The organism is Streptomyces sp. NPDC094147 (assembly GCF_044764265.1).
In the GTDB taxonomy this organism is placed as follows: Bacteria; Actinomycetota; Actinomycetes; order Streptomycetales; family Streptomycetaceae; genus Streptomyces.
In genome coordinates, this window is sequence record NZ_JBIWHT010000010.1 from 149,101 (window position 1) to 174,871 (window position 25,771).

21 protein-coding genes and 1 tRNA gene are annotated in these 25,771 nt (G+C 72.1%); 21 read left to right on the forward strand and 1 reads right to left on the reverse strand.

All coding sequences use genetic code 11. The features are described from left to right. Positions 1–6: 6 nt before the first annotated feature. The 5 genes from ACIQ8J_RS17785 (at position 7) to ACIQ8J_RS17805 (ending at position 2,901) form a co-directional block, all read left to right on the forward strand. On the forward strand, positions 7–921 hold the full coding sequence (locus ACIQ8J_RS17785) for a type II secretion system F family protein (RefSeq protein WP_403272563.1): 915 nt from the start codon (positions 7–9) through the stop codon (positions 919–921). Beyond that, entirely contained in the window at positions 918–1,709 is a 792-nt protein-coding gene (locus tag ACIQ8J_RS17790) for a type II secretion system F family protein (RefSeq protein ID WP_403272444.1), read from the forward strand. Before ACIQ8J_RS17785 ends, ACIQ8J_RS17790 begins: the two co-directional genes overlap by 4 nt. Positions 1,710–1,902: 193 nt before the next feature. Further along, positions 1,903–2,091 (forward strand): DUF4244 domain-containing protein, encoded by a 189-nt coding sequence (locus ACIQ8J_RS17795; protein ID WP_403272564.1) that lies wholly within the window; start codon positions 1,903–1,905, stop codon positions 2,089–2,091. After that, on the forward strand, positions 2,078–2,455 hold the full coding sequence (locus ACIQ8J_RS17800) for a TadE family type IV pilus minor pilin (RefSeq protein ID WP_403272445.1): 378 nt from the start codon (positions 2,078–2,080) through the stop codon (positions 2,453–2,455). Before ACIQ8J_RS17795 ends, ACIQ8J_RS17800 begins: the two co-directional genes overlap by 14 nt. Positions 2,456–2,529: 74 nt before the next feature. Next, positions 2,530–2,901 carry an Rv3654c family TadE-like protein gene (locus tag ACIQ8J_RS17805; RefSeq protein WP_403272446.1) on the forward strand — a complete coding sequence of 124 codons (372 nt, stop codon included), beginning with the start codon at positions 2,530–2,532 and terminating at the stop codon, positions 2,899–2,901. Here the strand turns inward: ACIQ8J_RS17805 and ACIQ8J_RS17810 are convergent. Further along, the gene (locus ACIQ8J_RS17810; protein WP_403272447.1) at positions 2,843–5,320 is read right to left on the reverse strand and encodes a DEAD/DEAH box helicase; all 2,478 of its coding nucleotides are present in this window, start codon (positions 5,318–5,320) and stop codon (positions 2,843–2,845) included. The genes ACIQ8J_RS17805 and ACIQ8J_RS17810 overlap by 59 nt on opposite strands. A 79-nt stretch (positions 5,321–5,399) precedes the next feature. On the opposite strand from ACIQ8J_RS17810, the gene ACIQ8J_RS17815 reads away from it, so the two are divergent. From ACIQ8J_RS17815 to ACIQ8J_RS17890, 16 genes are all read left to right on the forward strand, one after another. Further along, positions 5,400–5,753, forward strand: a complete 354-nt coding sequence (locus tag ACIQ8J_RS17815) for an STAS domain-containing protein (RefSeq protein WP_053728100.1) — start codon at positions 5,400–5,402, stop codon at positions 5,751–5,753. 104 nt (positions 5,754–5,857) lie between these two features. After that, the gene (locus ACIQ8J_RS17820) at positions 5,858–6,304 is read left to right on the forward strand and encodes an ATP-binding protein (RefSeq protein ID WP_403272448.1); all 447 of its coding nucleotides are present in this window, start codon (positions 5,858–5,860) and stop codon (positions 6,302–6,304) included. A gap of 262 nt (positions 6,305–6,566) precedes the next feature. Then, positions 6,567–8,960 (forward strand): sodium-translocating pyrophosphatase, encoded by a 2,394-nt coding sequence (locus ACIQ8J_RS17825; RefSeq protein ID WP_403272449.1) that lies wholly within the window; start codon positions 6,567–6,569, stop codon positions 8,958–8,960. Between the two features lie 168 nt (positions 8,961–9,128). After that, positions 9,129–9,797: a small secreted protein gene (locus tag ACIQ8J_RS17830; protein WP_403272450.1), complete on the forward strand. Its 669-nt coding sequence runs from the start codon at positions 9,129–9,131 to the stop codon at positions 9,795–9,797. Positions 9,798–9,894: 97 nt separating this feature from the next. Beyond that, positions 9,895–11,394, forward strand: coding sequence for a methyltransferase (locus ACIQ8J_RS17835; protein WP_403272451.1), 1,500 nt, complete (start codon positions 9,895–9,897; stop codon positions 11,392–11,394). Between the two features lie 30 nt (positions 11,395–11,424). Further along, entirely contained in the window at positions 11,425–12,429 is a 1,005-nt protein-coding gene (locus tag ACIQ8J_RS17840) for an ArsR/SmtB family transcription factor (protein ID WP_403272452.1), read from the forward strand. Positions 12,430–12,528: 99 nt separating this feature from the next. Further along, the gene (locus tag ACIQ8J_RS17845) at positions 12,529–13,539 is read left to right on the forward strand and encodes an ATP-binding cassette domain-containing protein (RefSeq protein WP_403272453.1); all 1,011 of its coding nucleotides are present in this window, start codon (positions 12,529–12,531) and stop codon (positions 13,537–13,539) included. Beyond that, the gene (locus ACIQ8J_RS17850) at positions 13,536–14,309 is read left to right on the forward strand and encodes an ABC transporter permease (RefSeq protein ID WP_403272454.1); all 774 of its coding nucleotides are present in this window, start codon (positions 13,536–13,538) and stop codon (positions 14,307–14,309) included. The genes ACIQ8J_RS17845 and ACIQ8J_RS17850 overlap by 4 nt, the downstream gene beginning before the upstream one ends. 12 nt (positions 14,310–14,321) lie before the next feature. Next, positions 14,322–15,113 (forward strand): ABC transporter permease, encoded by a 792-nt coding sequence (locus ACIQ8J_RS17855; protein WP_403272455.1) that lies wholly within the window; start codon positions 14,322–14,324, stop codon positions 15,111–15,113. Between the two features lie 136 nt (positions 15,114–15,249). Beyond that, positions 15,250–15,465: a hypothetical protein gene (locus ACIQ8J_RS17860; protein WP_403272456.1), complete on the forward strand. Its 216-nt coding sequence runs from the start codon at positions 15,250–15,252 to the stop codon at positions 15,463–15,465. Between the two features lie 188 nt (positions 15,466–15,653). After that, the gene (gene topA, locus ACIQ8J_RS17865) at positions 15,654–18,494 is read left to right on the forward strand and encodes a type I DNA topoisomerase (protein WP_403272457.1); all 2,841 of its coding nucleotides are present in this window, start codon (positions 15,654–15,656) and stop codon (positions 18,492–18,494) included. A gap of 275 nt (positions 18,495–18,769) precedes the next feature. Further along, positions 18,770–21,988 (forward strand): dTMP kinase, encoded by a 3,219-nt coding sequence (gene tmk / locus ACIQ8J_RS17870; protein WP_403272458.1) that lies wholly within the window; start codon positions 18,770–18,772, stop codon positions 21,986–21,988. Between the two features lie 396 nt (positions 21,989–22,384). Beyond that, positions 22,385–22,558: a hypothetical protein gene (locus ACIQ8J_RS17875; protein ID WP_403272459.1), complete on the forward strand. Its 174-nt coding sequence runs from the start codon at positions 22,385–22,387 to the stop codon at positions 22,556–22,558. Positions 22,559–22,684: 126 nt separating this feature from the next. Further along, entirely contained in the window at positions 22,685–23,890 is a 1,206-nt protein-coding gene (locus tag ACIQ8J_RS17880) for a DNA polymerase III subunit delta' (RefSeq protein WP_403272460.1), read from the forward strand. A gap of 123 nt (positions 23,891–24,013) precedes the next feature. Continuing rightward, on the forward strand, positions 24,014–25,576 hold the full coding sequence (locus ACIQ8J_RS17885) for an alpha/beta hydrolase (RefSeq protein WP_403272461.1): 1,563 nt from the start codon (positions 24,014–24,016) through the stop codon (positions 25,574–25,576). A 93-nt stretch (positions 25,577–25,669) separates the two neighbouring features. After that, positions 25,670–25,743 (forward strand) — tRNA-Thr (locus ACIQ8J_RS17890). Positions 25,744–25,771 lie beyond the last annotated feature (28 nt).

Sequence of the window (25,771 nt, forward strand, 5' to 3'; positions counted from 1 at the left end):
CTTCGGATGGGGCTGCCCGCCTGGGCGGCGATGTGCGCGGGCGTGGCCGCGTGGCTGTGGGCCGGGCAGGACCAGGGGATGCGGCGGGCCCGGCTGATGTTCGCGGGAGCGGGAGTCGCAGCGGGCACCGAGGCGGCCGGTGGAGCTCCCCGTGCGACAGGGGTGGGAGCCGCATTCACGGCGTCATTCAGGGCATCGCCTTTCGGACGTTTTCTTGCGGGGACGCGGGACCGGGCGCGGTGGCGGCTGGAGTGGCTGTGCCTGCCGGTGGCGCTGGGGCTCGCGGTACTGGGCAGGTCGGTGCTGCCACTGGTCGCCGGGGCGGTGGCGGTGCCCTTGGTGGGGCGGCGGCTGCGGGCCCGGGAGCGCGAGCGGGCCAGGGCGCGGCGGGCCGATGAGGTGATCGCCTGGTGTGCCGCGGTGGCCGGAGAGCTGCGGGCGGGCCGCCAGCCCGGCCAGGCGCTGGCCGCGGCCGCCCGGGACACGGCGGCACTGGGCGCGGCGGCGGCTCCGGTGGTGGCCGCCGCCAAGTTCGGCGGCGATGTGCCCGCGGCGCTGCGCGAGGCGGCCAGGGAGCCGGGCGCCGAGGGGCTCGCCGGGGTGGCCGCCTGCTGGCAGGTGGCGGTGGACGGAGGGGCGGGGCTCGCATCGGGCCTTGAGCGCCTGGAGAGCGCGCTGCGCGCCGACCGGGAGCAACAGGACGCATTGCGGGCCGAGTTGGCGGGGCCTCGCACCACCGTGCTCCTGCTGGCGCTGCTGCCGGCCCTGGGGCTGGTGCTCGGCACGGCGATGGGCGCCGGCCCGCTGCGCGTGCTGCTGCACAGCCCGGCCGGGTTCGGATGCCTGGTGGTGGCCGCGGTCCTGGAGACCGCCGGGGTGTGCTGGGCGGCGCGGATCGTACGGGCCGGGGAGGGGCGATGAGTCCGTTCGCGCCGGACGTTGTCCACAGGCTGGGGGGTGTGGCGGGGGTGCTCGCCCTCGCCTTGTGGACGGCTCTGGAGATCGCGCACCGGCGGGAGGAGCGCGGGGTGCGGCGCAGGATGGCCGCGCTGCTGGCCCTTGAGGCGTCGGCCCGCCCCTCGCGCAGGCGGTGGGAGCCCGCGCGGATGGCCCGTGCGAAGAACTGGGCGGCGCCACTGGGGGCGTTGGCCGCCTGCTACGTGCTGTTCGGCGGCATCGGGGGAGTGCTGGCCGGCTTGGCGGCGGCGTACGGGGCCTGGAAATGGGGCCGCCGGCGCCCAGCGCAAGGCGGCGGAGAAGACGCGCGCGGGGTCGCCCGTGAACTCCCGCTCGCTGCGGATCTGTTGGCCGCGTGCCTTGCGGCCGGGGCGGGGCCGCGCGAGGCGGCGGGGGCGGTCGGGACCTCCCTTGAGGGGCCGGTCGGCGCGCGGCTGGGCCGGGTCGCGGCGGAGCTGCGGATGGGCGGTGAACCGGCCGCCACCTGGGGGAGGTTGGGGACGATACCGGGCGCGGCCGAGCTGGCCCGCTGCCTGGAGCGGGCCGCCTCCTCGGGGGCTCCGGCGGCGGGGCCGGTCGCCCGGGTGGCCGAGCGCTGCCGGGCCGAACGGGCCAGGGACGCCTCGGCACGGGCCAGACGCGCGGGCGTGCTGATCACCGGCCCGCTGGGTCTGTGCTTCCTGCCCGCCTTCCTCGCGGCGGGCGTCGCCCCGGTGGTGATCGGCCTGGCGGGCGGATTGCTCAAGCGCTGAGCACGGGCAGCGAAGACGCATCCCGCGACGGCAGTGCACCGGCAGGTCGCTCAACCTGCGCACCGATCAGCAGGCGCATCGATCAACCTACGCCTCAGTCGCATCAGGCATCCATCAACTTACGTATCACTCAAGGGAGTTGGAAGAAATGAACGGTGGCATGAATCAGTGGGCGGCCGGAGTGGACCGGCGGATGCGGCTCTGGGGTCCGGCGCTGCGGCGCCGGATGCGGGGCGACGCCGGGATGTCCACCTCGGAGTACGCCGTGGGCACACTCGCGGCCTGCGCCTTCGCGGCGATCCTGTACAAGGTCGTCACCAGCGGCGGGGTCGTGTCGGCGCTGACCAAACTGATCACCAGGGCGCTCGATGTCCAGTTCTGAGCGCGGCCGGCGGTGGCGCGGTGACCGGGGTTTCGTGACGGCCGAGACGGCCGTGGCGATTCCGGCGCTGGTCGGGTTCGCGCTGGCGCTGCTCTGGGCCCTGATGTCGGCCTCGGCGGAGATCCGCTGTGTGGACGCGGCCAGGGCCGGGGCGCGCGCGGCGGCCCGCTCCGAGCCGGAGGCCGTGGTGCTGGCGGCGGCCCGGTCGGCGGCGCCTAACGGCGCCACGGTCACGGTGCGGCGGGCGGGGGAGCTGTGGCGGGTCCGGGTCGAATCCGCCACGCCGGGGCCGCACCACTTGGCGCTGAGGCTGAGTGCCGAGGCGGCGGCGCTGGCGGAGGACACGCTGGGGGAGGCCTCGTGAACCGGGTGAGGGGCCTCAACCGCTTCGTGAGGGGCCTCGTGGACCGGTGGGGCGGAAGTCTCGTGGACTCGTCCGTGAGGGGCTCACGGGGCGCCGACCGGGGTTCCGCCACGGTGTGGGTGGCGCTGACGGCCGCCACGATGTGCGCGGTGTTCGCCGCCGTGCTCGGTCTCGGGCAGGCGGTGGCCGCCCGGCACCGGGCCGGCGGGGCCGCCGACCTGGCCGCGCTCGCGGCGGCCGACCGGGCCCTGTGGGGCGCGCCGGACGCCTGCGCCAAGGCCGCCGAGGTGGTCCGTGCCCAGGGCGCGGAGCTGGTGCGCTGTTCGGTGGCCGGGGAGATCGCGGATGTACGGGTACGGGCGAGGTTCGGCCCGTACGCACCCTCGGTCAGGTCGCGGGCGGGGCCGTCGCGGGCTCTTCCGGGGCTCCCCGCAGCAGTTCCGTGAGGAGGCGGACGGCGCCCCGCTTGTGCAGGGGGTCGTTGCCGTTGCCGCACTTGGGCGACTGGATGCAGGACGGGCAGCCGGCCTCGCACTCGCAGGACGCGATCGCCTCGCGGGTCGCGGTCAGCCACCGCGCGGCGGTGTGGAAGGCGCGCTCGGCGAATCCGGCGCCGCCCGGGTTGCCGTCGTACACGAAGACCGTCGGCAGCAGGGTGTCCGGGTGCAGCGGGACGGAGACGCCGCCGATGTCCCATCGGTCGCAGGTCGCGAAGAGCGGGAGCATCCCGATGGAGGCGTGCTCGGCGGCGTGCAGGGCGCCGCCGAGGATCTCCGGGTTGATGCGGGCGGCGTCCAGCTGGTCCTCGGTGACCGTCCACCACACGGCCCGGGTGCGCAGGGTGCGGGGCGGCAGGTCGAGCTTGGTCTCGCCGAGCACCTCGCCGGTGATGAGTTTGCGACGCAGGAAGGAGACGACCTGGTTGGTGACTTCGACGGAGCCGTAGCACAGGCGCCCGGCTCCCCAGGGGATCTCGGTGTCGGTTTCCAGGACGGAGATGGAGGTGGTGTCCCTGGCGACGGTCGAATAGGGCGGGCTGGCCTCCTCGACCAGGGCGGCGGAATCCTCCAGGTCCAGGTGCTTCACCAGGTACGTACGGCCCTGGTGGAGGTGGACGGCGCCGGCGTGGACGGTGGTGTGGGCGGCGGACGCGTCGACCGTGCCGAGCAGCCGACCCGTCGAGGCCTCGACGACCTGGACCGGGCGGCCGCCACCGCCCCGGATGTCGGTGAGGTCGGCGGCACGCTCGCGGCGGGTCCAGAACCATCCGTTGCTGCGCCGCCGGAGCAGCCCGGCCTGCTCCAGCTGCGGCATGAGCCCCGGGCTCGCCGGGCCGAACAGTTCGAGGTCGGCCTCGGTGAGCGGGTGTTCGGCCGCCGCCGCGCACAGATGGGGGGCCAGGACGTACGGGTTGTCCGGGTCGAGCACGGTGGACTCGACGGGTTGCTGGAACAGCGCCTCGGGGTGGTGGACGAGGTAGGTGTCCAGCGGGTCGTCGCGGGCGATCAGGACGGCCAGGGCGCCCTGGCCCGAGCGCCCGGCCCGGCCCGCCTGCTGCCACAGCGAGGCCCGGGTGCCCGGGTAGCCCGCGATCAGTACGGCGTCCAGGCCCGAGACGTCGATGCCGAGCTCCAGGGCGGTGGTGGCGGCCAGGCCCAGGAGCTCGCCGGAGTGCAGGGCCTGTTCCAGGGCGCGGCGCTCCTCCGGCAGATAGCCGCCCCGGTAGGCGGCGACCCGGCGGGCGAGGGCGCGGTCGACCTCGTACAGGCGCTCCTGGGCGATGACGGAGATGAGTTCGGCGCCGCGCCGGGAACGTACGAAGGCGACCGTGCGGACCCCCTGCACGGTCAGGTCGGTGAGGAGGTCGGCGGTCTCGGCGATGGCGGTGCGGCGGACCGGGGCGCCCTTCTCGCCGGGCAGGTCGGTGAGCGGGGGCTCCCACAGGGCGAAGACCAGCTCGCCGCGCGGGGAGGCGTCGTCGGCGACCTCGACCACGGGCAGGCCGGTCAGGCGGCCCGCCGCGACCGACGGCTCGGCCGCGGTGGCGGAGGCGAGCAGGAAGACCGGGTCGGCGCCGTAGCGGGCGCACAGGCGGCGCAGGCGGCGCAGCACCTGGGCGACGTGGGAGCCGAAGACGCCGCGGTAGGTGTGGCACTCGTCGATGACGACATAGCGCAGGGCGCGCAGGAAGGAGGACCACCTGGGGTGGCCGGGGAGTATGCCCAGGTGCAGCATGTCCGGATTGGTGAGGACGTAGTTCGCGTACTGGCGCACCCACTCGCGTTCCTCGACCGGGGTGTCGCCGTCGTACACGGCGGGCCGGATCGCGTTGCCCAGCGGGGCCGCGAGCGCCTTCACCGAGCGGCGCTGGTCGGCGGCCAGGGCCTTGGTCGGGGCGAGGTAGAGGGCGGTCGCGCCGCGCCCGTTCAGGGCCTGGGAGCCGTCCAGGAGGGTACTGAGGACCGGCGCCAGGTAGGCCAGCGACTTGCCGGACGCGGTGCCGGTGGCGATCACCACCGACTCGCCGTTCAGGGCGTGCTCGGCGGCGGTGGCCTGGTGGGCCCAGGGGTGCTCGACGCCGGCGTCCTGAATGGCGTTGATCACTTCCGGGCGGATGAGGTGCGGCCAGACGGCATGACGGCCCTCGCGCGGGGGCAAGTGCTCCGTATGAGTGATGCGCGCAGCCCGGCCCGCCCCTGCGGCGAGCCGGTCGAGGACCGTGCCGGGGTCGGGTCGTTCACCCGTGCTGTCGGCGGGTGTTCTGGGGCGGTGATTCCTGGCCATCGGCACCGAGTGTGTCACTGGCGTAGCGGACAATGGTCCCAAGGCGTCGTGCATGGCTGCTGGTAAGTGATTGAATGCCATCGCGGCTGGCGATCCGTTCTCTGGCTCCGCCGGGGAGACTCAGGGGGCGGCCGCTCGATAGCAAGGTGCTGGAGGATCCGTGGACCTGTCCCTGTCGACTCGCAATGTGTCCGGCCCTGGTGGCGACCGTACGGTCGTCGAGGTCGGTGGCGAGATTGATGTGTATACCGCGCCCAAGCTGCGCGAGCAGTTGGTCGAGTTGGTGAACGACGGCAGCTACCACCTGGTTGTCGACATGGAGGGCGTGGACTTCCTCGACTCCACCGGCCTCGGCGTGCTCGTGGGCGGGCTCAAGCGCGTGCGCGCGCACGAGGGCTCGCTGCGCCTGGTCTGCAATCAGGAGCGAATTTTGAAGATCTTCCGGATCACTGGGCTCACCAAGGTGTTCCCGATCCACGGCTCGGTCGACGAGGCCGTCAACGCGACCGACTGACGGCGGCCGTCCGCGGACGGCTCCGGAGGAAGGACAGGGGCACCGGGTGGCACGTTGGCCCGGGGCCCCTGAGAGGTACGCCCGTACGTTCGAGGGGGATCGCCATGGCCACCGTTGAACTCCGTTTCAGTGCCCAGCCCGAGCATGTCAGGACGGCCCGTCTGGTGGCCGCCGCCGTGGCGCGCCGGGCCGGGGTCGACGAGGCAGTGCTCGACGAGGTCAGACTCGCCGTCGGCGAGGCGTGCAGCCGCGCTGTCGGGCTGCACCGCTCGCACGGCGTCGACGCCCCCGTGCGTGTCGTGCTGACCGAGGAGGAGAAGTCGTTCTCCATCGAGGTCGGCGACGAGGTGCCGGGCTCGGGAGGTTCCGGCGCGGTGGTGCCGGGTGCGCGCGGCTCGGTGCCCGGCGAGGAGCTCGACGACGGCGGGGAGGACGAAATGGGCCTCGCTGTCATCAGTGGGCTTGTGGACGATGTGGAGGTCAGCTCCGGTGAGTCCGGCGGTGTCATCCGGATGAGCTGGCCGACCACACCGGCCACGGTGCTTCCCTGATCCACTTCTTTTCGATACGAGGACTGGCCCTGCTGAGCAGGGCCTTTTTTCATTCCTAGATCCAGATTCCGGCCCCCGTCGGTAGATCGTTGATCAAGCGTCAATGCTTTTGCCCCGTTACCGCTTTCGGGGACATTTTCGTGACCGGATCTCTCTCTGGTGAGCCAGTCAAGGTCAATTCCATTTGCGGCGCCCTGTTTTGATCGTGTTCCGCTCCCTACAATCCGTCCACATCTTGAGCTCTGAGCGTCAAGGAGGACGAATGGCGGGGCTCTTCAACCCAACGGAACTCGACCACCCCACATCTCTCGCGGCCGCGGTCCTGACCGACGGCAACCGGCTGATCGTGATCGTCATCGCGGCTGTCGCGCTGGCGGCCCTGATCGTGGCGCAACTGCTGGTGCGCCAGGTCCTCGCGGCCGGCGAGGGCACCGATTCGATGAAGAAGATCGCGGCCGCCGTGCAGGAAGGCGCAAATGCCTATCTGACCCGGCAGTTGCGCACCCTCGGCATCTTCGCCGTCGTGGTGTTCTTCCTGCTGTTCCTGCTGCCGTCCGACAACTGGTCGCAGCGCGTGGGACGTTCGGTGTTCTTCCTGATCGGCGCCGCCTTCTCGGCGACGACGGGATACATCGGCATGCGTCTCGCCGTGCGCGCGAATGTGCGCGTCGCGGCCGCCGCCCGAGAGGCAACTCCCGCGGAAGGCGAACCCGAAAAAGATCTCACCTCGGTTTCCCACAAGGCCATGAAGATCGCTTTCCGCACCGGCGGCGTGGTCGGCATGTTCACGGTGGGCCTCGGCCTGCTCGGCGCCTCCTGCGTCGTGCTCGTGTACGCGGCCGACGCACCCAAGGTGCTGGAGGGCTTCGGCCTCGGCGCCGCGCTGATCGCCATGTTCATGCGTGTCGGCGGCGGCATCTTCACCAAGGCCGCCGACGTCGGCGCCGACCTGGTCGGCAAGGTCGAGCAGGGCATCCCCGAGGACGACCCGCGCAACGCCGCCACCATCGCGGACAACGTGGGCGACAACGTCGGCGACTGCGCCGGCATGGCGGCCGACCTGTTCGAGTCGTACGCCGTGACCCTGGTCGCGGCGCTGATCCTCGGCAAGGCGGCGTTCGGCGACTCGGGCCTCGCCTTCCCGCTGATCGTCCCGGCGATCGGCGTGGTCACCGCGATGATCGGCATCTTCGCGGTCGCCCCGCGGCGCGCCGACCGCAGCGGAATGTCGGCGATCAACCGAGGATTCTTCATCTCCGCGGTGATCTCACTCGTCCTGGTGGCCATCGCGGTCTTCGTCTACCTGCCGTCCACGTACGCCAAGTTGAACGGCGTGACGGACGACGTGATCAAGAATCACAACGGCGACCCGCGGGTCCTGGCGCTCGTCGCCGTGGCCATCGGCATCGTCCTGGCGGCGCTGATCCAGCAGTTGACGGGGTACTTCACCGAGACCACCCGGCGCCCCGTCAGGGACATCGGCAAGTCCTCGCTCACGGGACCTGCCACCGTCGTCCTGGCCGGTATCTCCATCGGTCTCGAATCGGCCGTCTACACCGCCCTGTTGATCGGTCTCGGCGTGTACGGGGCCTTCCTGCTCGGCGGCACCTCGGTCATGCTCGCGCTGTTCGCGGTGGCGCTGGCCGGCACCGGTCTGCTCACCACGGTCGGCGTGATCGTCGCCATGGACACCTTCGGGCCGGTCTCCGACAACGCCCAGGGCATCGCGGAGATGTCCGGCGACGTCCAGGGCGCCGGCGCCCAGGTGCTCACCGACCTGGACGCGGTGGGCAACACCACCAAGGCCATCACCAAGGGCATCGCGATCGCCACCGCCGTGCTGGCGGCCTCGGCGCTCTACGGTTCGTTCAAGGACGCCATCGGCACGGCCGTCAGCGACGTCCACGCCAAGGCCGGCGAGCTGACCTTGAGCATGGACATCTCACAGCCCAACAACCTGGTCGGGCTGATGCTGGGCGCGGCGGTCGTCTTCCTCTTCTCGGGGCTCGCGATCAACGCGGTGTCCCGGTCGGCCGGATCCGTGGTCTTCGAGGTGCGGCGGCAGTTCCGCGAGCACCCCGGGATCATGGACTACACCGAGCAGCCGGAGTACGGGCGAGTCGTCGACATCTGCACCAAGGACGCGTTGCGCGAGCTGGCCACCCCCGGTCTGCTCGCGGTGCTCGCCCCCATCGCGGTCGGCTTCACCCTCGGCGTCGGCGCGCTCGGCTCGTACCTGGCGGGCGCGATCGGCACCGGCACCCTGATGGCGGTCTTCCTCGCCAACTCGGGCGGCGCCTGGGACAACGCCAAGAAGCTGGTCGAGGACGGCCACTACGGCGGCAAGGGCAGCGAGGCGCACGCCGCCACCGTCATCGGCGACACCGTCGGCGACCCCTTCAAGGACACCGCGGGACCCGCGATCAACCCGCTGCTCAAGGTGATGAACCTGGTGGCGCTCCTGATCGCACCGGCCATCGTCAAGTTCAGTTACGGCGAGGCCGCAAACCCAGCCGTTCGAGGGATCGTGGCGGCGCTCGCCGCCCTCGTCATCATCGGCGCGGTGTACGTGTCGAAGCGGCGCAGCGTGGCCGTGGGTGACGACGGCAGCAACGAGCGGGTCGCGAAGTCACCGGACCCGGCGGTGGTTTCGTAGCCGGAAGTCGCACAAAGGGCGGGCGGACGGTGTGGTTTGACACACCGTCCGCCCGTTCTGCTTGGTGCAAATGGCTGCAATAGGGGGCAGATCACACGGACGGCAAGCGTTTGTCGCCCACTTGGCGTGTATGTTCCGGGGCCGAGAGCCTTGGAAGGGACCAAACCGGTGAACAAGAAGCTTGCAGCCGCACTGTCCGGCGGTGCGGTACTGATGCTGACGTTGTCGGGCTGCAGCGACGACTCCAACAAGAAGGTCGACGACTGGGCGAAGACCTTCTGCAACACGGCCCAGCCCCAGTTCAAGAAGATCACTGACGCCAACGCCGCCATTCAGGCGCAGACGAAGGACGACAGCAAGCCGGCCGATGTGCAGAAGACCGACTCGACCGCCTTCCAGCAGATCTCGGACGCCTACAAGGAGCTGGGCGCGGCCGTCGACAAGGCGGGGGCACCGCCGGTCAAGGACGGCGCCACCACCCAGCAGGAGGCCGTCAAGGAGCTGAACTCCTCCTCCGTGGCGTACGCGAACCTCAAGAAGAAGGTCGACGCGCTCAACGCGGGCGACCAGGCTGCCTTCGCCAAGGGCCTGGAGGACATCGCGACCGAGCTCGGGAAGATCAGCTCGACGGGAGACGCCTCCTTGAAGAAGCTTGAGTCCGGCGACGTCGGCAAGGCCATGCAGAAGCAGCCCGGCTGCCAGAAGCAGACGCCGTCCGCTCCCGCGCCCTCGGCGTCGGGCGCGGGCGCACCGCCCGCCAAGTCGGCCGCGCCGTCCCAGTCGGCCTCGCCCTCCGGCTCCGCGTCGCCCTCGGCCTCGCAGAGCAGCAAGCCGTAGCCCGTACGCGCCCGCGACCGCGGCCCGGACCCCCGAGCGGGGTCCGGGCCGCGGCCGTGATGGGGTGAATGTCAGTGGCAGCGGCCACAATGGCCGGGTGAGTACGACCAGTCTTCCCGCGCCCGGTCACGCAGCCCGCCTGCGCGACGCCCTGCTCGCCGCCGCCTTCACCGCCGACGGCCTGCTCGACCTGCTCGGCGCGCCCGCGTACGCCGCGCTGGCCCGCAGCGAGACCGTCCCCGCACTGCGCGCCACCCGCGGGCAGGCGCCGCTCGACACGCTGGTGCGGCTGTTCCTGCTCCAGCAGCCGGTTCCGTACGAGAGCGCCCGTGCGGCCCTGCCGCTGGAGGAGGCGCTCGCGGACGGCTGGGTGGTCCGCTCCGGCGACGAGGTGCGGGCCACGGTGGACGTGCGGCCCTACGGCGGACCCGAGGGGCAGGACTGGTTCATCGTCTCCGACCTGGGCTGCGCGGTCGGCGGCGCGGGCGGGGCGAGCGGCCGCGACGAGGCGATGGTGCTCGGTGTCGGCGGCGCCTCCACGACCCTGGCCGGCCTCACGGTCCGTACGCCTGTCGGCTCGGCCCTCGACCTCGGCACCGGCTCCGGCATCCAGGCACTGCACGCCGCCCAGCACGCGACACGGGTCACCGCCACCGACCTGAACCCGCGCGCCCTCGACTTCACCCGGCTCACGCTGGCCCTGTCCGGCGCGCCCGAGGCCGAGCTGAAGACGGGCTCGCTGTACGAGCCGGTGGGCACCGAGACGTACGACCTGATCGTGTCCAACCCGCCGTTCGTGATCTCGCCCGGCGCCCGGCTGACCTACCGGGACGGCGCGATGGGCGGGGACGACCTGTGCCGCACGCTCGTTCAGCAGGCGGGGGAGCGGCTCAACCCCGGCGGATACGCCCAGTTCCTGGCCAACTGGCAGCACATCGAGGGCGAGGAGTGGCAGGACAGGCTGCGCTCCTGGGTGCCGCGCGGCTGTGACGCCTGGATCGTGCAGCGCGAGGTCCAGGACATCACGCAGTACGCCGAGCTGTGGCTGCGCGACGCCGGTGACCACCGCGGCGACCCGGCCCGGTACGCGGAGCGCTACGAGGCATGGCTGGACGAGTTCGAGGCGCGCAAGACCAAGGCGGTCGGCTTCGGCTGGATCACCCTGCGGCGCACGGACAGCGAGCAGCCGTCCATCGTGGCCGAGGAGTGGCCGCACCCGGTCGAGCAGCCGTTGGGCGACGCCGTGCGGGCGCACTTCGAGCGGCAGGACTATCTGCGCCGCCACGACGACGCGGCACTGCTCGCCGACCGGTTCCGCCTCGCCGACGAGGTGGTGCAGGAGCAGGTGGGGCTGCCGGGCGCCGAGGACCCGGAGCACGTGGTGCTGCGGCAGAACCGGGGCATGCGCCGGGCCACGAAGGTGGACACCGTGGGCGCCGGGTTCGCGGGCGTCTGCGACGGGCAGTTGACGGCCGGACGGATCCTGGACGCCATCGCGCAGCTGATCGACGAGGACCCGGTCCGGCTGCGGGACCGCACCCCGGAGGCCATCCGCCTCCTGGTGGAGCAGGGCTTCCTGGAGCCGGTGGGGGAGTAGTCCCGTGAGGGAGACGGGGGAGGGGGACAAGTGATCAGGATCGAGCTGGACGAGGCGGCGCTGGGGTCGACGCGAATAACCGTCAGCCCCCTCTGGGACGCCTTCTGCAGCCTGCATCTGCTGGCCGAGCACCGCAGGCCGTCATGGCCGTACCAGGAGTGGGCGGTGCGGGCCCGCGAGGTGCTCAGCCAGGACGAGCGGGTCGAACCGCTGCGCCGGCTCCTCAACGGCCCTTTCAACTTCCCCGACTTCGTCCTGCCGATGCCCTTCGGCACGACGTCGGTCGAGGAGGAGCTGACCGTGGTGCGGGAGACCGCGCCGGAGGTCGTGCGGCAGCAGCTCGCCGAGCACTATCCGGGCCTGGAGGACCATCCGCTCGTACGCCCCTACCGGGAGGATCCGCGGGCGGCGTGCGCTGCGCTCGCGGATGCCTACCAGGCCTACTGGGACGGTGCGCTGGCCGAGCTGTGGCCGACGATGCGACGGCTCGTCGAGGACGAAGTCCTGGTCAGGGCGCGGACGTTCGCGACCGCGGGGGTGGACGCGCTGTTCGCCGGGCTTGAGTCGCGCGCCAAGTGGACGCCGCCGGTGCTGGAGCTGACCAAGCACATCGACGCCGAGTACGCGGCGGGCGAGCGGCGGCTGGTCCTGGTGCCGCTGGTCTTCGCCGAGGGCTGCCGGCTGTACTCGACGGACCATCCCGAGGTGCTCACCGTCTCCTTCCAGGCGAGGGGCGCGGGAGCGCTGCGGGAGAAACCGGAGAAGGCGGAGGGCGACGACCGGCTCGGCCTGCTGCTCGGGCGCGGACGGGCCGCCGTCCTGCGGCAGTTGGGCGGCCCGCTGACCACGGCCGGGCTCGCGGACCGGCTCTCGCTCGCCCCGAGCACCGTCTCGGAACATCTGTCGGTGCTGGCGGAGGCGGAGGTGGTGACCCGGCACCGGGTGGGCCGCAGCGTCTACTACCAGCTCACGGACACCGGCCGGTCGCTCCTGGCGCTGCTGTCGGGGCGGGACGTGCTGCGGGCGGTCGGCTGAGCCCGGCCCCCCGGACCGCCGGGAACGGCGGGCGGTCCGAGGATTCGGGGCGTCCCGAATCGATGGCCCCGGCCCGCGCGGGCTCCTAGCGTCGCGGGCATGACAGCGATCGAAGTACGGGAACTGCGCCGCACCTACACCTCGCGGACCGGCTGGCTGCGGCCCCGCCGGGTGGTGACCGAGGCGGTGCGCGGGATCGGTTTCGACGTCGGGCGGGGAGAGCTCTTCGGGCTGCTCGGGCCCAACGGCGCGGGCAAGACCACCACCATCAAGATGCTCAACACCCTGCTCCTGCCGACCTCCGGCACGGCCCGCGTCCTCGGCCACGACGTGGCGCGCGAGCCCGTCGCCGTACGCCGTCGCATCGGCTACGTCTTCGGCGGCGACCGGGGCCTGTACGAGCGGCTGTCCGCCCTCGACAACCTGCGCTACTTCGCCGAGCTGTACGCCGTCGAGCCGCGTGAGCAGAAGGCGCGGATCGCCGAACTCCTCGAACTGGTCGGGCTTTTGGGCCGCGAGCGCGAGCGGGTCGAGGGCTACTCGCGCGGCATGCGCCAGCGGCTGCACATCGCGCGCGGACTGCTGCACAGGCCCGATGTGCTCTTCCTCGACGAGCCGTCGATCGGCGTCGACCCGGTCGCCGCGCGCGATCTGCGGCGCACCGTCGCCGACCTGCGGGCCGGCGGCACGACCGTGGTCCTCACCACGCACTACATGGCCGAGGCCGACGAACTGTGCGACCGGATCGCGGTCATCGCCGGCGGCACCATCCGGGCGCTCGGCACCCCCGAGGAGCTCAAGTCCCGTGTCCAGGAACGCGACATCCTCGAAATCGAGGCGTACGGGGCCGACGAAGCCGCTCTCGAACGGCTGCGGCGCCTGCCCGGCGTGCGCGGGGTCGCGGCCGAGGAGCGCGGCGCCGCGCAGAGCCTCACCGTGCAGACCGACCGGGGCGCCGACCTGCACGGACAGGTGCTCGCCGGGCTCGACGGCATCCGGGTGGGGCGGGTCGGCGCCCGCGAACCGACCCTGGAGGACGCCTATGTCGCGATCGTGGAGGCCAGCGGCTCCGATGCCGTTTCCGCGCCCGCCGAGGAGACCGGCGCATGAGGCGGGCGCTGCGGCTGGTCCGGGTCGGGGTGCGCACGCATGTCACGTACATGTCCCGGTCGCCCCTCGAAATCACCTTCGCGGTGCTCGTGCCGCTCGTCTACGCCACGCTCGCCGTCTATCTGTTTCGCGCGGCCGGCGACCCGGACCGGCTGCTCACGGCCTCGGTCGGCGCCGGTCTCATGGGCATCTGGTCATCGGTCCTGTTCGGCTCGGGTGGCGCGGTGCAGAACCAGCGCTGGCTCGGCACGCTGGAGATGCTGGTCGTCTCGCCGACCCGGCTGCCGCTGGTCCTGCTGCCGATCACCCTGGCCACCGCGGTCGTCGGCACGTACTCGATGGCGGCGACCGTGCTCTGGGGCCGGCTCCTGTTCGGGGTACCGCTGGACTTCGCGCACCCGGTGCTCTTCCTCGTCGCCGTGCCGGTGTGCGTGCTGGCGCTCGGCATGATGGGGCTGCTGCTCGCGGCCACCTTCGTCCTGCTGCGCAATGCCAACGCCCTCGCGAATCCGCTGGACGCGCCGGTGTGGCTGCTCTCCGGAATGCTGGTTCCGGTCACCGTCCTGCCTGGGTGGACCCGCCCCATCTCCTGGGCGCTGCCCACCACTTGGGGCTCGCGGGCCGTGCACGCCGCCACCTCCGGCGGTGACGTGCTGACCCCGATGGGGCTCGCGCTCGCCCTCGGCGCGGCCTACGCGCTGCTCGCGGTCGCCGTCCTCGGCCGGGTCGAACACCGCGCCCGCGCCGCCGCCACGCTCGCACTCGCCTAGGAGACCACCGACATGCGTCAACTCATCCGTGCCGGGCGGCTGGTCGTCGTCGGCGGCGCGATCTCGTACCGGGCCCTGTTCAACTGGACCACCCCGCCCATGTTCATCGGGACGCTCCTGGTCGGACCGGTCCTCCAACTCCTCTTCTTCGTCTTCCTCGGACGGGAACTCGGCGTGGCCGACGACCGTTTCTATCTTGTGGGAAACGCCGTCCTCGCATCCTCCACCGCATGCGTGTACGGCGGCACGATGGCCGTCGCGAACGAACGGCGGTACGGCACGCTCGGCGCCGTGCTGCTGTCGCCGCGTCACCGCGCGCCCCTCTGGTTCGGCCGCGCCCTGCCGTACGTCCTCAACGGCCTGGTCGTCAGCGCCTTCACGCTCACCGCCGCGTGCCTGGTGCTCGGTCTGAGCCTGCCCGTCGGCGCACTGCCGGGGCTCGCCCTGGTGCTGGTCGCGGCCGCCGTCGCCTGCTCGGCCTTCGGCCTCGCGCTCGGCGCCCTCGGCCTGCGCTTCCGGGACGTGTTCCTCGTATCGAACGTGGCGAGTTCCGCGCTCCTGCTGCTCACCGGAGCGAACGTGCCCCGGCCGTCGCTGCCCGGCTGGATGCGTACGGCGGGTGACGTACTGCCGCTGACGCATGCGGCGGACGCGGCCCGTCTGCTCGCGGGCGGCGGCGGCCTCGCCTGGGGCCGGGTCGGGGCGGAGTTCGCGGTCGGCGCGGGGTACGCGCTGCTGGCCGTGGGGCTGCTCGCCGTGTTCGAGCGCGGCAGCAGGCGGCGGGCCACGCTCGATGTGATGTGACGCCGGACGCGCTCACGGGGCAAGAGGAGGGGATCTGGCTGAAATGTGCATGATCGGGTGACCGTTCACCCGGAGTTCCCCGGGATGCGGCCCCGGCTCTGCCCCGGGGTGCGCCACGGTGGCCAGACTCCCGCGCATGAACGCAATGGGTGGGACCGAGACGGAGCCGGCCATCTTCGCGGGAGCGGTGTTCGTGCTGTTCGGGGGCGCTCTGCTGCTGTGGACGGCGTCCTGCGTGCGGCGCCGCACGCCGGTCGCGCACGGGGCCGGACCGGTCGCCTCCGCGGTGCTCGCGAGCGTCTTCGGCGCCGGGTTCCTGCTGCTCGGCCTGTGGTGCTTCGCCCAGATCTAGCCCGAAAGGGGACGAAACGCTTTTCGGAAGGCTCCGGGACGGTCCGGGCGGCAGGATCGCGGTAAGTCGGGTTACCGTTCGAGTGGCCGCTGCGGGCTTTTGCTGTTTGACACGGGGGCGGGTTGTACCGTCACACTCCGCAGCGTCACGTACTGACACCCGAGTGCCGACCGGAGAGAAGAGCGAAGTTGTCCCCGACCAGCGAGACCGCAAAGGGCGGCCGCCGACTCGTCATCGTCGAGTCTCCTGCCAAGGCGAAGACGATCAAGGGCTACCTCGGCCCCGGTTATGTCGTCGAGGCGAGCGTCGGGCACATCCGCGACCTGCCGAACGGCGCCGCCGAGGTGCCCGAGAAGTACACCGGCGAGGTGCGCCGCCTCGGTGTGGACGTCGAGCACGACTTCCAGCCGATCTACGTCGTCAACGCCGACAAGAAGGCCCAGGTCAGGAAGCTCAAGGAGCTCCTTGCCGAGTCCGACGAACTCTTCCTCGCCACCGATGAGGACCGCGAGGGCGAAGCCATCGCGTGGCACCTCCAGGAAGTCCTGAAGCCCAAGGTCCCGGTCCACCGGATGGTCTTCCACGAGATCACCAAGGACGCCATCCGGGACGCCGTCGCCAACCCGCGCGAGCTCAACCAGCGCATGGTCGACGCCCAGGAGACCCGCCGCATCCTCGACCGCCTCTACGGCTACGAGGTCTCGCCGGTGCTGTGGAAGAAGGTCATGCCGCGGCTGTCCGCCGGGCGCGTCCAGTCCGTCGCCACCCGGCTCGTCGTGGAGCGGGAACGCGAGCGCATCGCGTTTCGTTCTGCTGAGTACTGGGACCTGACCGGGACGTTCTCCACCGGGCGGGCGGGCGACGCCTCTGACCCGTCCACGCTGGTGGCACGGCTCAACACGGTCGACGGCCGGCGCGTGGCGCAGGGCCGCGACTTCGGCCCCGACGGACAACTCAAGAGTGACGTCCTGCACCTGGACGAGGCGAACGCGCGGGCCCTGGCCGCCGCGCTCGCCGAGTCCTCCTTCGCCGTGCGCTCGGTGGAGTCCAAGCCGTACCGCCGCTCGCCGTACGCCCCGTTCCGTACGACGACGCTCCAGCAGGAGGCCTCGCGCAAGCTGGGCTTCGGTGCGAAGGCGACCATGCAGGTCGCCCAGAAGCTGTACGAGAACGGCTTCATCACCTACATGCGTACGGACTCCACGACGCTGTCCGACACGGCCGTCGCGGCCGCGCGGGCCCAGGTGACGCAGCTGTACGGCGCCGACTACCTGCCCGACAAGCCGCGTACGTACGCCGGGAAGGTCAAGAACGCGCAGGAGGCGCACGAGGCGATCCGCCCTTCGGGTGATCGTTTCCGCACCCCGGCCGAGACCGGTCTGACCGGCGACCAGTTCCGGCTCTACGAGCTGATCTGGAAGCGGACCGTCGCCTCCCAGATGAAGGACGCGGTCGGCAACTCGGTGACCGTGAAGATCGCGGGGCGGGCGAGCGACGGCCGGGAGGCCGAGTTCACCGCGTCCGGCAAGACGATCACCTTCCACGGCTTCATGAAGGCGTACGTCGAGGGCGCGGACGACCCGAACGCCGAGCTCGACGACCGCGAGCGCAGGCTGCCGCAGGTCGCCGAGGGCGACGCGCTGTCGTCCGAGGAGATCTCGGTGGACGGCCACGCGACCAAGCCGCCGGCCCGCTACACCGAGGCCTCGCTGGTCAAGGAGCTGGAAGAGCGCGAGATCGGGCGTCCTTCGACGTACGCCTCGATCATCGGGACCATCCTGGACCGCGGCTATGTGTTCAAGAAGGGCACGGCGCTCGTCCCGTCGTTCCTGAGCTTCGCCGTGGTCAACCTCCTGGAGAAGCACTTCGGACGGCTTGTCGACTACGACTTCACCGCCAAGATGGAGGACGACCTCGACCGCATCGCGCGGGGCGAGGCCCAGTCGGTGCCGTGGCTGAAGCGCTTCTACTTCGGTGAGGGCGACTCCACGACGGGCGGCTCCGCCTCGGCCGCCGGAAACGGCGACGGGGACCACCTGGGCGGGCTCAAGGAGCTCGTCACGGACCTCGGCGCGATCGACGCCCGCGAGATCTCCTCGTTCCCCGTCGGCGAAGGGATCGTGCTCCGCGTCGGACGCTACGGCCCCTATGTGGAGCGCGGCGAGAAGGACTCCGAGAGCCACCAGCGCGCGGACGTCCCTGACGACCTGGCTCCCGACGAGCTGACCGTCGAGTACGCGGAGGAACTGCTCGCCAAGCCGAGCGGCGACTTCGAGCTGGGCGCGGACCCGGCGAGCGGCAACCAGATCATCGCCAGGGACGGGCGCTACGGGCCGTACGTCACCGAGATCCTGCCCGAGGGCACGCCGAAGACCGGCAAGAACGCGGTCAAGCCGCGCACCGCCTCGCTCTTCAAGTCGATGTCCCTCGACACGGTGACGCTGGACGACGCGCTGAAGCTCATGTCGCTGCCGCGCGTGGTCGGCGCGGACGCCGAGGGCGTCGAGATCACCGCGCAGAACGGGCGCTACGGGCCGTACCTGAAGAAGGGCACGGACTCGCGCTCCCTGGAGACCGAGGACCAGCTCTTCTCCATCACGCTGGAGGAGGCCCTCGCGATCTACGCCCAGCCCAAGCAGCGGGGCCGCGCGGCCGCCAAGCCGCCGCTCAAGGAGCTCGGCGTCGACCCGGTCAGCGAGAAGCCGGTCGTGGTGAAGGACGGGCGCTTCGGTCCGTACGTCACCGACGGCGAGACCAACGCGACGCTCAGGACCGGCGACAGCGTGGAGGAGATCACGCCGGAGCGGGGCTTCGAGCTGCTCGCCGAGAAGCGGGCGAAGGGCCCGGCCAAGAAGACGGCGAAGAAGGCCCCTGCCAAGAAGGCGCCCGCCAAGAAGGCCGCCACCGCGAAGAAGGCGCCCGCCAAGAAGACGGCGGCGGCGAAGAAGACCGCGGCGTCCAAGACGACGGCGGCGAAGAAGGCCCCGGCGAAGAAGACGGCCGCCAAGAAGACGGCGGCTTCGGAGTAGGCCCGTATGCGGACGGGGGCCGGGGGCTGTGCCCTCGGCCCCCGTCCGTGTTTGGGCCGCCCGGCGACGACAAAGGCGTATTGGGGCCGGGATTCGGTCCAGGCCCGTCGCATCGGCTCCCTCGGTGCGGGCCCGGTCGGAAAGGGAGCTCTGGCGAGTTCGGCCCCGCGCGGACCCCCGCCGCGGTGGAGTCCCGGTGGATTGCGGGCGGTTCTGTCCGTCCATATGTTCGGGCACCCCCGCGGGGACCCGTTCGCTCCGGATAGGCTGGGCGGATGACGCGAGGAGCCGAGCATCACCCAAGCTCTGACGGAGCACGGGGGACCCCCACGGTCGTGAGCCCCAGCTCCGACGCCCTGGCCGCAGACTCACGCGAGCGTGCCGTGCGTGCCCTGCTGCGCATCCCCCCACTGCGGAGGTTGTGGAGCGCGCAGCTCGTCGGCGGGATCGGCGACGCGCTCGCCGTGCTCGTCACGCTGCTGCTGGCGTTGCAGGCCGCGCTGGAGCAGCAGTCCTTCGGGGGCGGATACCGGGGGGCCGCGTTCGCGATCGCCGCGGTGCTCGGCGCCCGGGTGTTCGCGACGGTGCTCTTCGGCGCCGCGCTGCTCGGCCCGGTCTCCGCGCTCACCTCGCCGGGCGGCCCGCTCGACCGGCGCTGGACGATGGTCGGCGCCGACGGCATACGGGCCGCGCTCTTGATCGTCGCCCCGCTGTGGATCGACTGGACCCCGGCCAACGCGTTGCTCCTCATCCTGATCACCGCATTCCTCTCCGGCGTCGCCGAACGGTTCTGGACCGTCGCCAAGGAGAGCGCGGCGCCCGCGCTGCTGCCCGCACCGCCCCTGGAGGGCGCGGCCGTGCGGCCGTTGCCGGACCACCTGGGCGCGCTGCGCACGCTCTCGCTGCGCACCACCTTCGTGGCGATCCCGCTGGGCGCCGTCGCCCTGCTCGTCGCCGCGCTCGTCAGCAATCTGCTCGGGACGGGCGTCGACTGGTTCAAGCTGCACCAGGCCGCGCTCGGCTCGTACCTCGCGGCCGGCCTCTTCGCCGCCTCCATCTCCGTGGTCGCCCTGCTCGAACTGCCTCACACGCAGACGCCGCGGGCCCGTTCGCCGCTGGAGGGGCTGCGCAGGCCCAGCACCGGCAACGGCCCCGACAAGGGACGTACCGGCGCGATTCCGCTGCTCGTGCTCGCCTGCGCCTCGGTCGCCGGGGCGATCGCGACCGCCGCGGCCGTCGCCGTGCTGCACGCCGTGGACCTGGGCGGCGGTCCGGCCGCCTTCGCGCTGCTGATCCTCGCGCTGACCGGCGGCACGGTGCTCGGCATCCGCGCCGCCGCCAAGATCCTTCCGGTGCTCTCCCGGCGGCGCCTGCTCTCGCTCGCCATCGCCGTCACCGGCGTCGCGCTGCTCGCCATGGGCCTGGTGCCCGACCTGGCGACCGTGCTGCTGATCGCGCTGGTCGGGGGTGTCGCCGCCGGTGTCGCGGCCAACACCGGGCACGTACTGATCGACCAGGAGACTGAGGAGTACCGCAGGGCCCGCACCGCCGAGCACCTCCAGGCGGTCGTACGGGTCTCGATGGGGCTCGGCGCCATCGTCGCGCCGCTGCTCGCCGCGGCCATAGGCAGCCACCGGGTCGAGTCGGGCGCGTTCGTCTTCGCGCACGGCGGCGCCGGATTCACCTTGATGCTGGTGGGCGCGCTGCTGCTGCCCCTGGCCGCCGTGGTGCTCGCCAAGGCCGACGACCGCCAGGGCGTTCCGCTGCGGCGCGATCTGGCCGACGCGCTGCGCGGTGCCGATCCGGCGCAGGCGCCTGCCGCGACCGGCTTCTTCATCGCGCTGGAGGGCGGCGACGGGGCGGGCAAGTCCACCCAGGCGGAGGCGCTCGCCCAGTGGATCAGGGCCAAGGGCCACGAGGTCGTGGTGACGCGCGAGCCCGGTGCGACGCCCATGGGCAAGCGGCTGCGGTCGATCCTGCTCGACGTGTCGTCCGCCGGTCTGTCCAACCGGGCGGAGGCGCTGCTGTACGCCGCCGACCGTGCCGAGCACGTCGACTCCTTGGTACGCCCCGCCCTGGAGCGCGGCGCGATCGTCATCTCGGACCGCTACATCGACTCCTCGGTGGCCTATCAGGGTGCCGGTCGTGATCTCTCCCCGACCGAAATTGCCCGAATCAACCGGTGGGCAACTGGCGGACTCGTACCGAATCTGACCGTTCTGCTCGATGTTTCGCCCGAGACGGCCCGGGAGCGGTTCACCGAGGCGCCGGACCGGCTGGAGTCGGAGCCGCCGGAGTTCCACGGGCGGGTCAGGTCCGGGTTCCTCACCCTGGCCGCCGCCGACCCTTCGCGTTACCTGGTGGTCGACGCGGGCCAGGAGCCGGAAGCGGTCACCACGGTCGTACGCCACCGGCTCGACCAGATGCTGCCGCTCTCCGAGTCCGAGGTCAGGGCCCAGGAGGAGGCGCGCAAGAAGGCCGAGGAAGAGGCCAGGAAGCGCGCCGAAGAAGAGGCCGCGCGCAAGGCGGAGGAGGAGCGCCTGGAGCGCGAGCGGCAGGAGCAGCTCGCCAAGCTCCGCGCCGAGGAGGAAGAGCGCAAGCGGCGCGAGCTGGAAGAGGCGCGCCGCCGCGAGGAGGAGCGCCAGGCGGAGGAGGCCCGGCAGCGGGCCGAGGAGGCCAGGCGGCTCGCCGAGGAGGAGCGCAAGCGGCGCGAGGCCGAGGAGAAGGCCCGCGCGGCCGAGCAGGAACGGCTGCGCAAGCAGGCCGAGGAAGAGGCCCGGCTGCGGGCCGAGGCCGAGGAGCGCCGCCTGGAGAAGCAGCGCAAGGCGGAAGAGGCGCTGTTGCGCGCCGAGGAGGCCCGTCGGCTCGCGGAGGCGGCCGCCGTTGCCGCCGCGGCCGAGGCAGCCGCCAAGTCGGCGAGTGCGGCTTCGGCCCCGGCAACGGGGACTTCCGCGAAGCCGGCCGGTTCCGGCCGCGTTTCTGCTTCGGAAGTCACCGTCCCGACTCCGGTCGTCAGCTCCAACGAAGTGACCCAGCCGGTGCCGGTCGCCGAGCCGAACGACGTCACCCAGCCGGTGCCGGTCGCCCGGCCGGACGCGGGCCCCGCGTCCGGGCGCGCGGCCGACGCCGAGGAGACGACGGTGCTGCCGTCGGTACCGGACGCGGCCCGGAAGACCGGCCGCAACACCTCATCGGACGCCGCTCGGGACGTCGAGGAGACGACCGTGCTGCCGCCCGTACGTGACACCGATCCGGCGGACCGGGTGCCGCCCGGCATCTTCCGCGACGGGCCGGGGGCCGGGCAGGCGGCCGACGGCGGCAACGAGCGCACCCGCGAACTGCCGCAGATCGACCCGGCGACGGGCCAGGAGCGGCCGCGCCGGCGTTCGGACTGGGCGGAGGAGACCCCGCTGGACGATCTGCCGACGCTCGCCGACGAACTCCTCGGCCCGCGCGACGAGGACGACAATCCGCGGGGCGGGCGCCGCCGCTGACCCGCGCAGCGCCGGGGTGCGGGACCGCCGGGGGTGGGGCTGGCCACACCCCCGGCGTTCGTGTCTGTACGCATCTGAAGTCGCGTGCCGGCACGATCGTGCCGGAGCCCGGAAATTCTTAGCGCTTCCAGTGGGACCTGTGACCACTGGAAGGACGCACTCGATGCTCAGGACGGCAGGGCGCCGACCATGACGTAACCGGTGACGCTGACCCCGGCCCCGACCAGCAGATGGACCGAGGCCCGTCCCGCTCTCTCCGGACACCTCCTAGGCGACGGCGGCCCGTGCGGGCGTGTAGCGGGCTACACCGCGGGTTCGAGGGCCGGCTCCGATGTGCGCGGACGGCGGAGACGGGAGAGCGGATCACCCAAGCGATCACGGCACGGGAGGCAACCCATGAAGGCCATGGTCTGGCTGCTGTTCGCGGCAGGCATCGTCGCGAACGTGTCCATCAGCACCTTCGCCGACTGCACCGGGGTGGCGAGGAGCCTCGTCAGTGTGGGCACCGGTCTGGTCTGCCTGGCTTCGGGAGCGGGCCTGTGGCTGACCCGCGACAAGCGGGCCGCCTAGCGCGAGCGGTCCTGGCGACTGTCGGTCGCAGCCGCCTGACCTGCGGGATTTGTGCGACGGCGTCCGTTGTCAGTGGGGTGGCGCACAATGGGGCGCAGCAGTGAATGAGGTACGGAGGGGCAGTCGATGGCCGTATGGGACGACCTGGTGGGCCAGGAGCGGGTGCAGGAGCAGCTGGGCGCCGCCGCCCGGGATGCCGATGCGCTGGTCACCGCCGAGCGTTCCGGCCAACCGCGCCCCGAGGCGTCGAAGATGACGCACGCCTGGCTGTTCACCGGGCCCCCCGGCTCCGGCGGCCCCACCGCCGCCCGTGCCTTCGCCGCCGCGCTCCAGTGCGTCAGCCCCGACCGCGCGCTCGGCGGTGAGCCCGGCTGCGGTTTCTGCGACGGCTGCCATACGGCCCTGATCGGTACGCACGCCGATGTCACGGTCGTCACCACCGAGGGCATCACCATTGGCGTCAAGCAGACCCGCGAGCTGGTCCGGGGCGCCCAGATGTCGCCGTCCGGCGGCCGCTGGCAGGTGATCATCGTCGAGGACGCCGACCGGTTCACCGAGCAGGCGGCCAACGCGGTCCTGAAGGCCGTCGAGGAACCGGCGCCCCGCACGGTGTGGCTGCTCTGCGCGCCTTCTTTGGAGGACGTGCTCCCCACCATCAAGTCCCGCTGCCGCCACCTCACCCTGCGCACCCCGCCGGTCGAGGCGGTCGCCGACGTCCTGATCCGGCGCGACGGCATCGAGCCGGAAGCCGCGTACGCCGCGGCGCGCGCCACCCAGGGCCACATCGGCCGGGCCCGCCGCCTGGCCACCGACGCCTCGGCGCGGGCCAGGCGCGCCGCCGTCCTGAAACTGCCGCTGCGGGTCGACGACGTCGGCGGCTGCCTCAAGGCCGCACAGGAGCTGGTCGACACCGCGGCCGAGGACGCCAAGCAGGTGGCCGAGGAGGTCGACGTCAAGGAGACCGAGGACCTCAGGGCCGCGATGGGCGGGGTGGCCGGCGGCCGCATGCCGCGCGGCACCGCCGGGGTGATGAAGGAGCTGGAGGACAAGCAGAAGCGCCGCAAGACCCGCACCCAGCGCGACAGCCTGGACCTCGCGCTGACCGAGCTGACCGGCTTCTACCGCGATGTCCTCGCGCTGCAACTGGGCACGGGAGTGGCGATCGCCAACGAGGACGTACGGGACGCGGTGGACCGGATCGCCCGCGCATCCGGCCCGGAGCGCACCCTGCGCCGCATCGAGTCCATCCTGGCCTGCCGCGAGGCCCTGGACCGCAATGTGGCCCCGCTCCTTGCGGTGGAGTCGATGACGCTGGCCCTGCGAGCGGGCTGAAGCGGCGGAGGAAGGGGGCAAGGAGGGCCTGGCGGGGGTCGGGCGGGTTGACGGGGATCACCCGTACGAGCCGCGCTGCCGCACACGGCATACATCACGTCATGGGGCGGCTACGCTCCGGAGATGGACTCAAGGCGCCTGCTCCGCACTTCAGCCATCGCCGCCGCGACCGCCGGCCTGCTCATCTCCGGCTGTTCGTCGGGCAGTTCGTCCACGTCCGCGACCGCCTCGCCGCACGCCGCGACGAAGGCGGTCCCGGCCGACGCGCCGACGGGCGAGGCCCTCGCCCCGTACTACACACAGAAGCTGAGCTGGCGGGCGTGCGGTGTCGGCAAGTTCGAGTGCGCCACGATGACGGCACCGCTCGACTACGCCAAACCCGCCGGCGACTCCGTCAAGCTCGCGGTCGCCCGGGTGAAGGCCACCGGGCCCGGCAAGCGGATCGGCTCGCTCCTGGTCAACCCGGGCGGCCCGGGGGGCTCGGCGGTCGGCTACCTCCAGTCGTACGCGGGCATCGGCTACCCCGTACCAGTCCGGGCCCGCTACGACATGGTGGCCGTCGACCCGCGCGGCGTGGCCCGGAGCGAGCCCGTCGAATGCCTCACGGGCAAGGAGATGGACGCGTACACGGAGGTCGACCAGACCCCCGACGACGCGGCCAAACAGGCTGCCCTGGCCAAGGCGTTCAAGGACTTCGCGAACGGCTGCCAGGCCAAGTCCGGCAAGATCCTGCCCCATGTCTCGACGGTCGAGGCGGCCCGTGACATGGACATCCTCAGGGCGGTCCTGGGCGACGAGAAGCTGTACTACGTCGGCGCCTCGTACGGCACGTTCCTCGGGGCGACGTACGCCGAGCTCTTCCCCTCCCGCACCGGCCGGCTGGTCCTGGACGGGGCGATGGACCCCTCGCTGTCGTCCCTGATGATGAACCGGGACCAGACGGCGGGCTTCGAGACGGCCTTCCAGTCCTTCGCGGCGGACTGCATCAAGCAGAAGGACGGCTGCCCGCTCGGCACCGACTCGGTGGACGACGCCTCGGCCCGGATGAAGAAGTTCTTCAAGGACACCGACGCCAAGCCGATCCCCACCGGCCAGAGCCGCCCGCTCGGCGAGTCCCTCGCCACCACGGGCGTGATCGCGGCGATGTACGACCAGGAGGCGTGGCCCGAACTGCGCACCGCCCTGACCCGCGCCATGAAGGGCGACGGAGCGGGCCTGCTGGCACTGGCGGACTCGTACTACGAGCGCGACGCGAGCGGCAAGTACGCGAACCTGATGTACGCCAACGCCGCCGTGAACTGCCTGGACCTGCCGCCGTCCTTCTCCGGCCCCGCCGAGGTGACGGCGGCCCTGCCCTCCTTCGAACAGGCCTCCCCGGTGTTCGGTGACGCCTTCGCCTGGTCGAGCCTGAACTGCGCGTACTGGCCGGTGAAGGCCACCGGCGCCCCGCACCGCATCGAGGCGCGGGGCGCCGCCCCGATCCTGGTCGTCGGCACCACCCGCGACCCCGCGACCCCCTACAAGTGGGCCCGGTCGCTCGCCGAACAGCTCTCCTCCGGCACCCTGCTCACCTACGAGGGCGACGGCCACACCGCGTACGGCCGCGGCAGCGACTGCATCGACACCGCGATCAACACCTACCTCCTCGACGGCACCCCGCCGGCCAAGGGCAAGCGCTGCTCGTAGCCCGGACAGGCCCAGTAGGCCCTGGTCAGGACCACTCCAGAAACTGTGTAGACTTGGCGACGCTGCTGCTCGCACCATGGTGCGCAGGGCGGTGCCGCCTTAGCTCAGTTGGCCAGAGCAACGCACTCGTAATGCGTAGGTCTCGGGTTCGAATCCCGAAGGCGGCTCTGTGGAAGCCCCAGGACTCACTCGCCG

Coding starts and splice junctions, on each gene's coding strand:
- ACIQ8J_RS17845 (WP_403272453.1), top strand. CDS start 12,529: ATGACAGCGATCGAAGTACGGGAACTGCGCCGCACCTACACCTCGCGG.
- tmk (WP_403272458.1), top strand. CDS start 18,770: ATGACGCGAGGAGCCGAGCATCACCCAAGCTCTGACGGAGCACGGGGG.
- ACIQ8J_RS17820 (WP_403272448.1), top strand. CDS start 5,858: ATGGCCACCGTTGAACTCCGTTTCAGTGCCCAGCCCGAGCATGTCAGG.
- ACIQ8J_RS17880 (WP_403272460.1), top strand. CDS start 22,685: ATGGCCGTATGGGACGACCTGGTGGGCCAGGAGCGGGTGCAGGAGCAG.
- ACIQ8J_RS17850 (WP_403272454.1), top strand. CDS start 13,536: ATGAGGCGGGCGCTGCGGCTGGTCCGGGTCGGGGTGCGCACGCATGTC.
- ACIQ8J_RS17795 (WP_403272564.1), top strand. CDS start 1,903: ATGCGGCTCTGGGGTCCGGCGCTGCGGCGCCGGATGCGGGGCGACGCC.
- ACIQ8J_RS17800 (WP_403272445.1), top strand. CDS start 2,078: ATGTCCAGTTCTGAGCGCGGCCGGCGGTGGCGCGGTGACCGGGGTTTC.
- ACIQ8J_RS17825 (WP_403272449.1), top strand. CDS start 6,567: ATGGCGGGGCTCTTCAACCCAACGGAACTCGACCACCCCACATCTCTC.
- ACIQ8J_RS17875 (WP_403272459.1), top strand. CDS start 22,385: ATGAAGGCCATGGTCTGGCTGCTGTTCGCGGCAGGCATCGTCGCGAAC.
- ACIQ8J_RS17785 (WP_403272563.1), top strand. CDS start 7: ATGGGGCTGCCCGCCTGGGCGGCGATGTGCGCGGGCGTGGCCGCGTGG.
- ACIQ8J_RS17790 (WP_403272444.1), top strand. CDS start 918: ATGAGTCCGTTCGCGCCGGACGTTGTCCACAGGCTGGGGGGTGTGGCG.
- ACIQ8J_RS17810 (WP_403272447.1), bottom strand. CDS start 5,320: ATGGCATTCAATCACTTACCAGCAGCCATGCACGACGCCTTGGGACCA.
- ACIQ8J_RS17885 (WP_403272461.1), top strand. CDS start 24,014: ATGGACTCAAGGCGCCTGCTCCGCACTTCAGCCATCGCCGCCGCGACC.
- ACIQ8J_RS17855 (WP_403272455.1), top strand. CDS start 14,322: ATGCGTCAACTCATCCGTGCCGGGCGGCTGGTCGTCGTCGGCGGCGCG.
- ACIQ8J_RS17860 (WP_403272456.1), top strand. CDS start 15,250: ATGAACGCAATGGGTGGGACCGAGACGGAGCCGGCCATCTTCGCGGGA.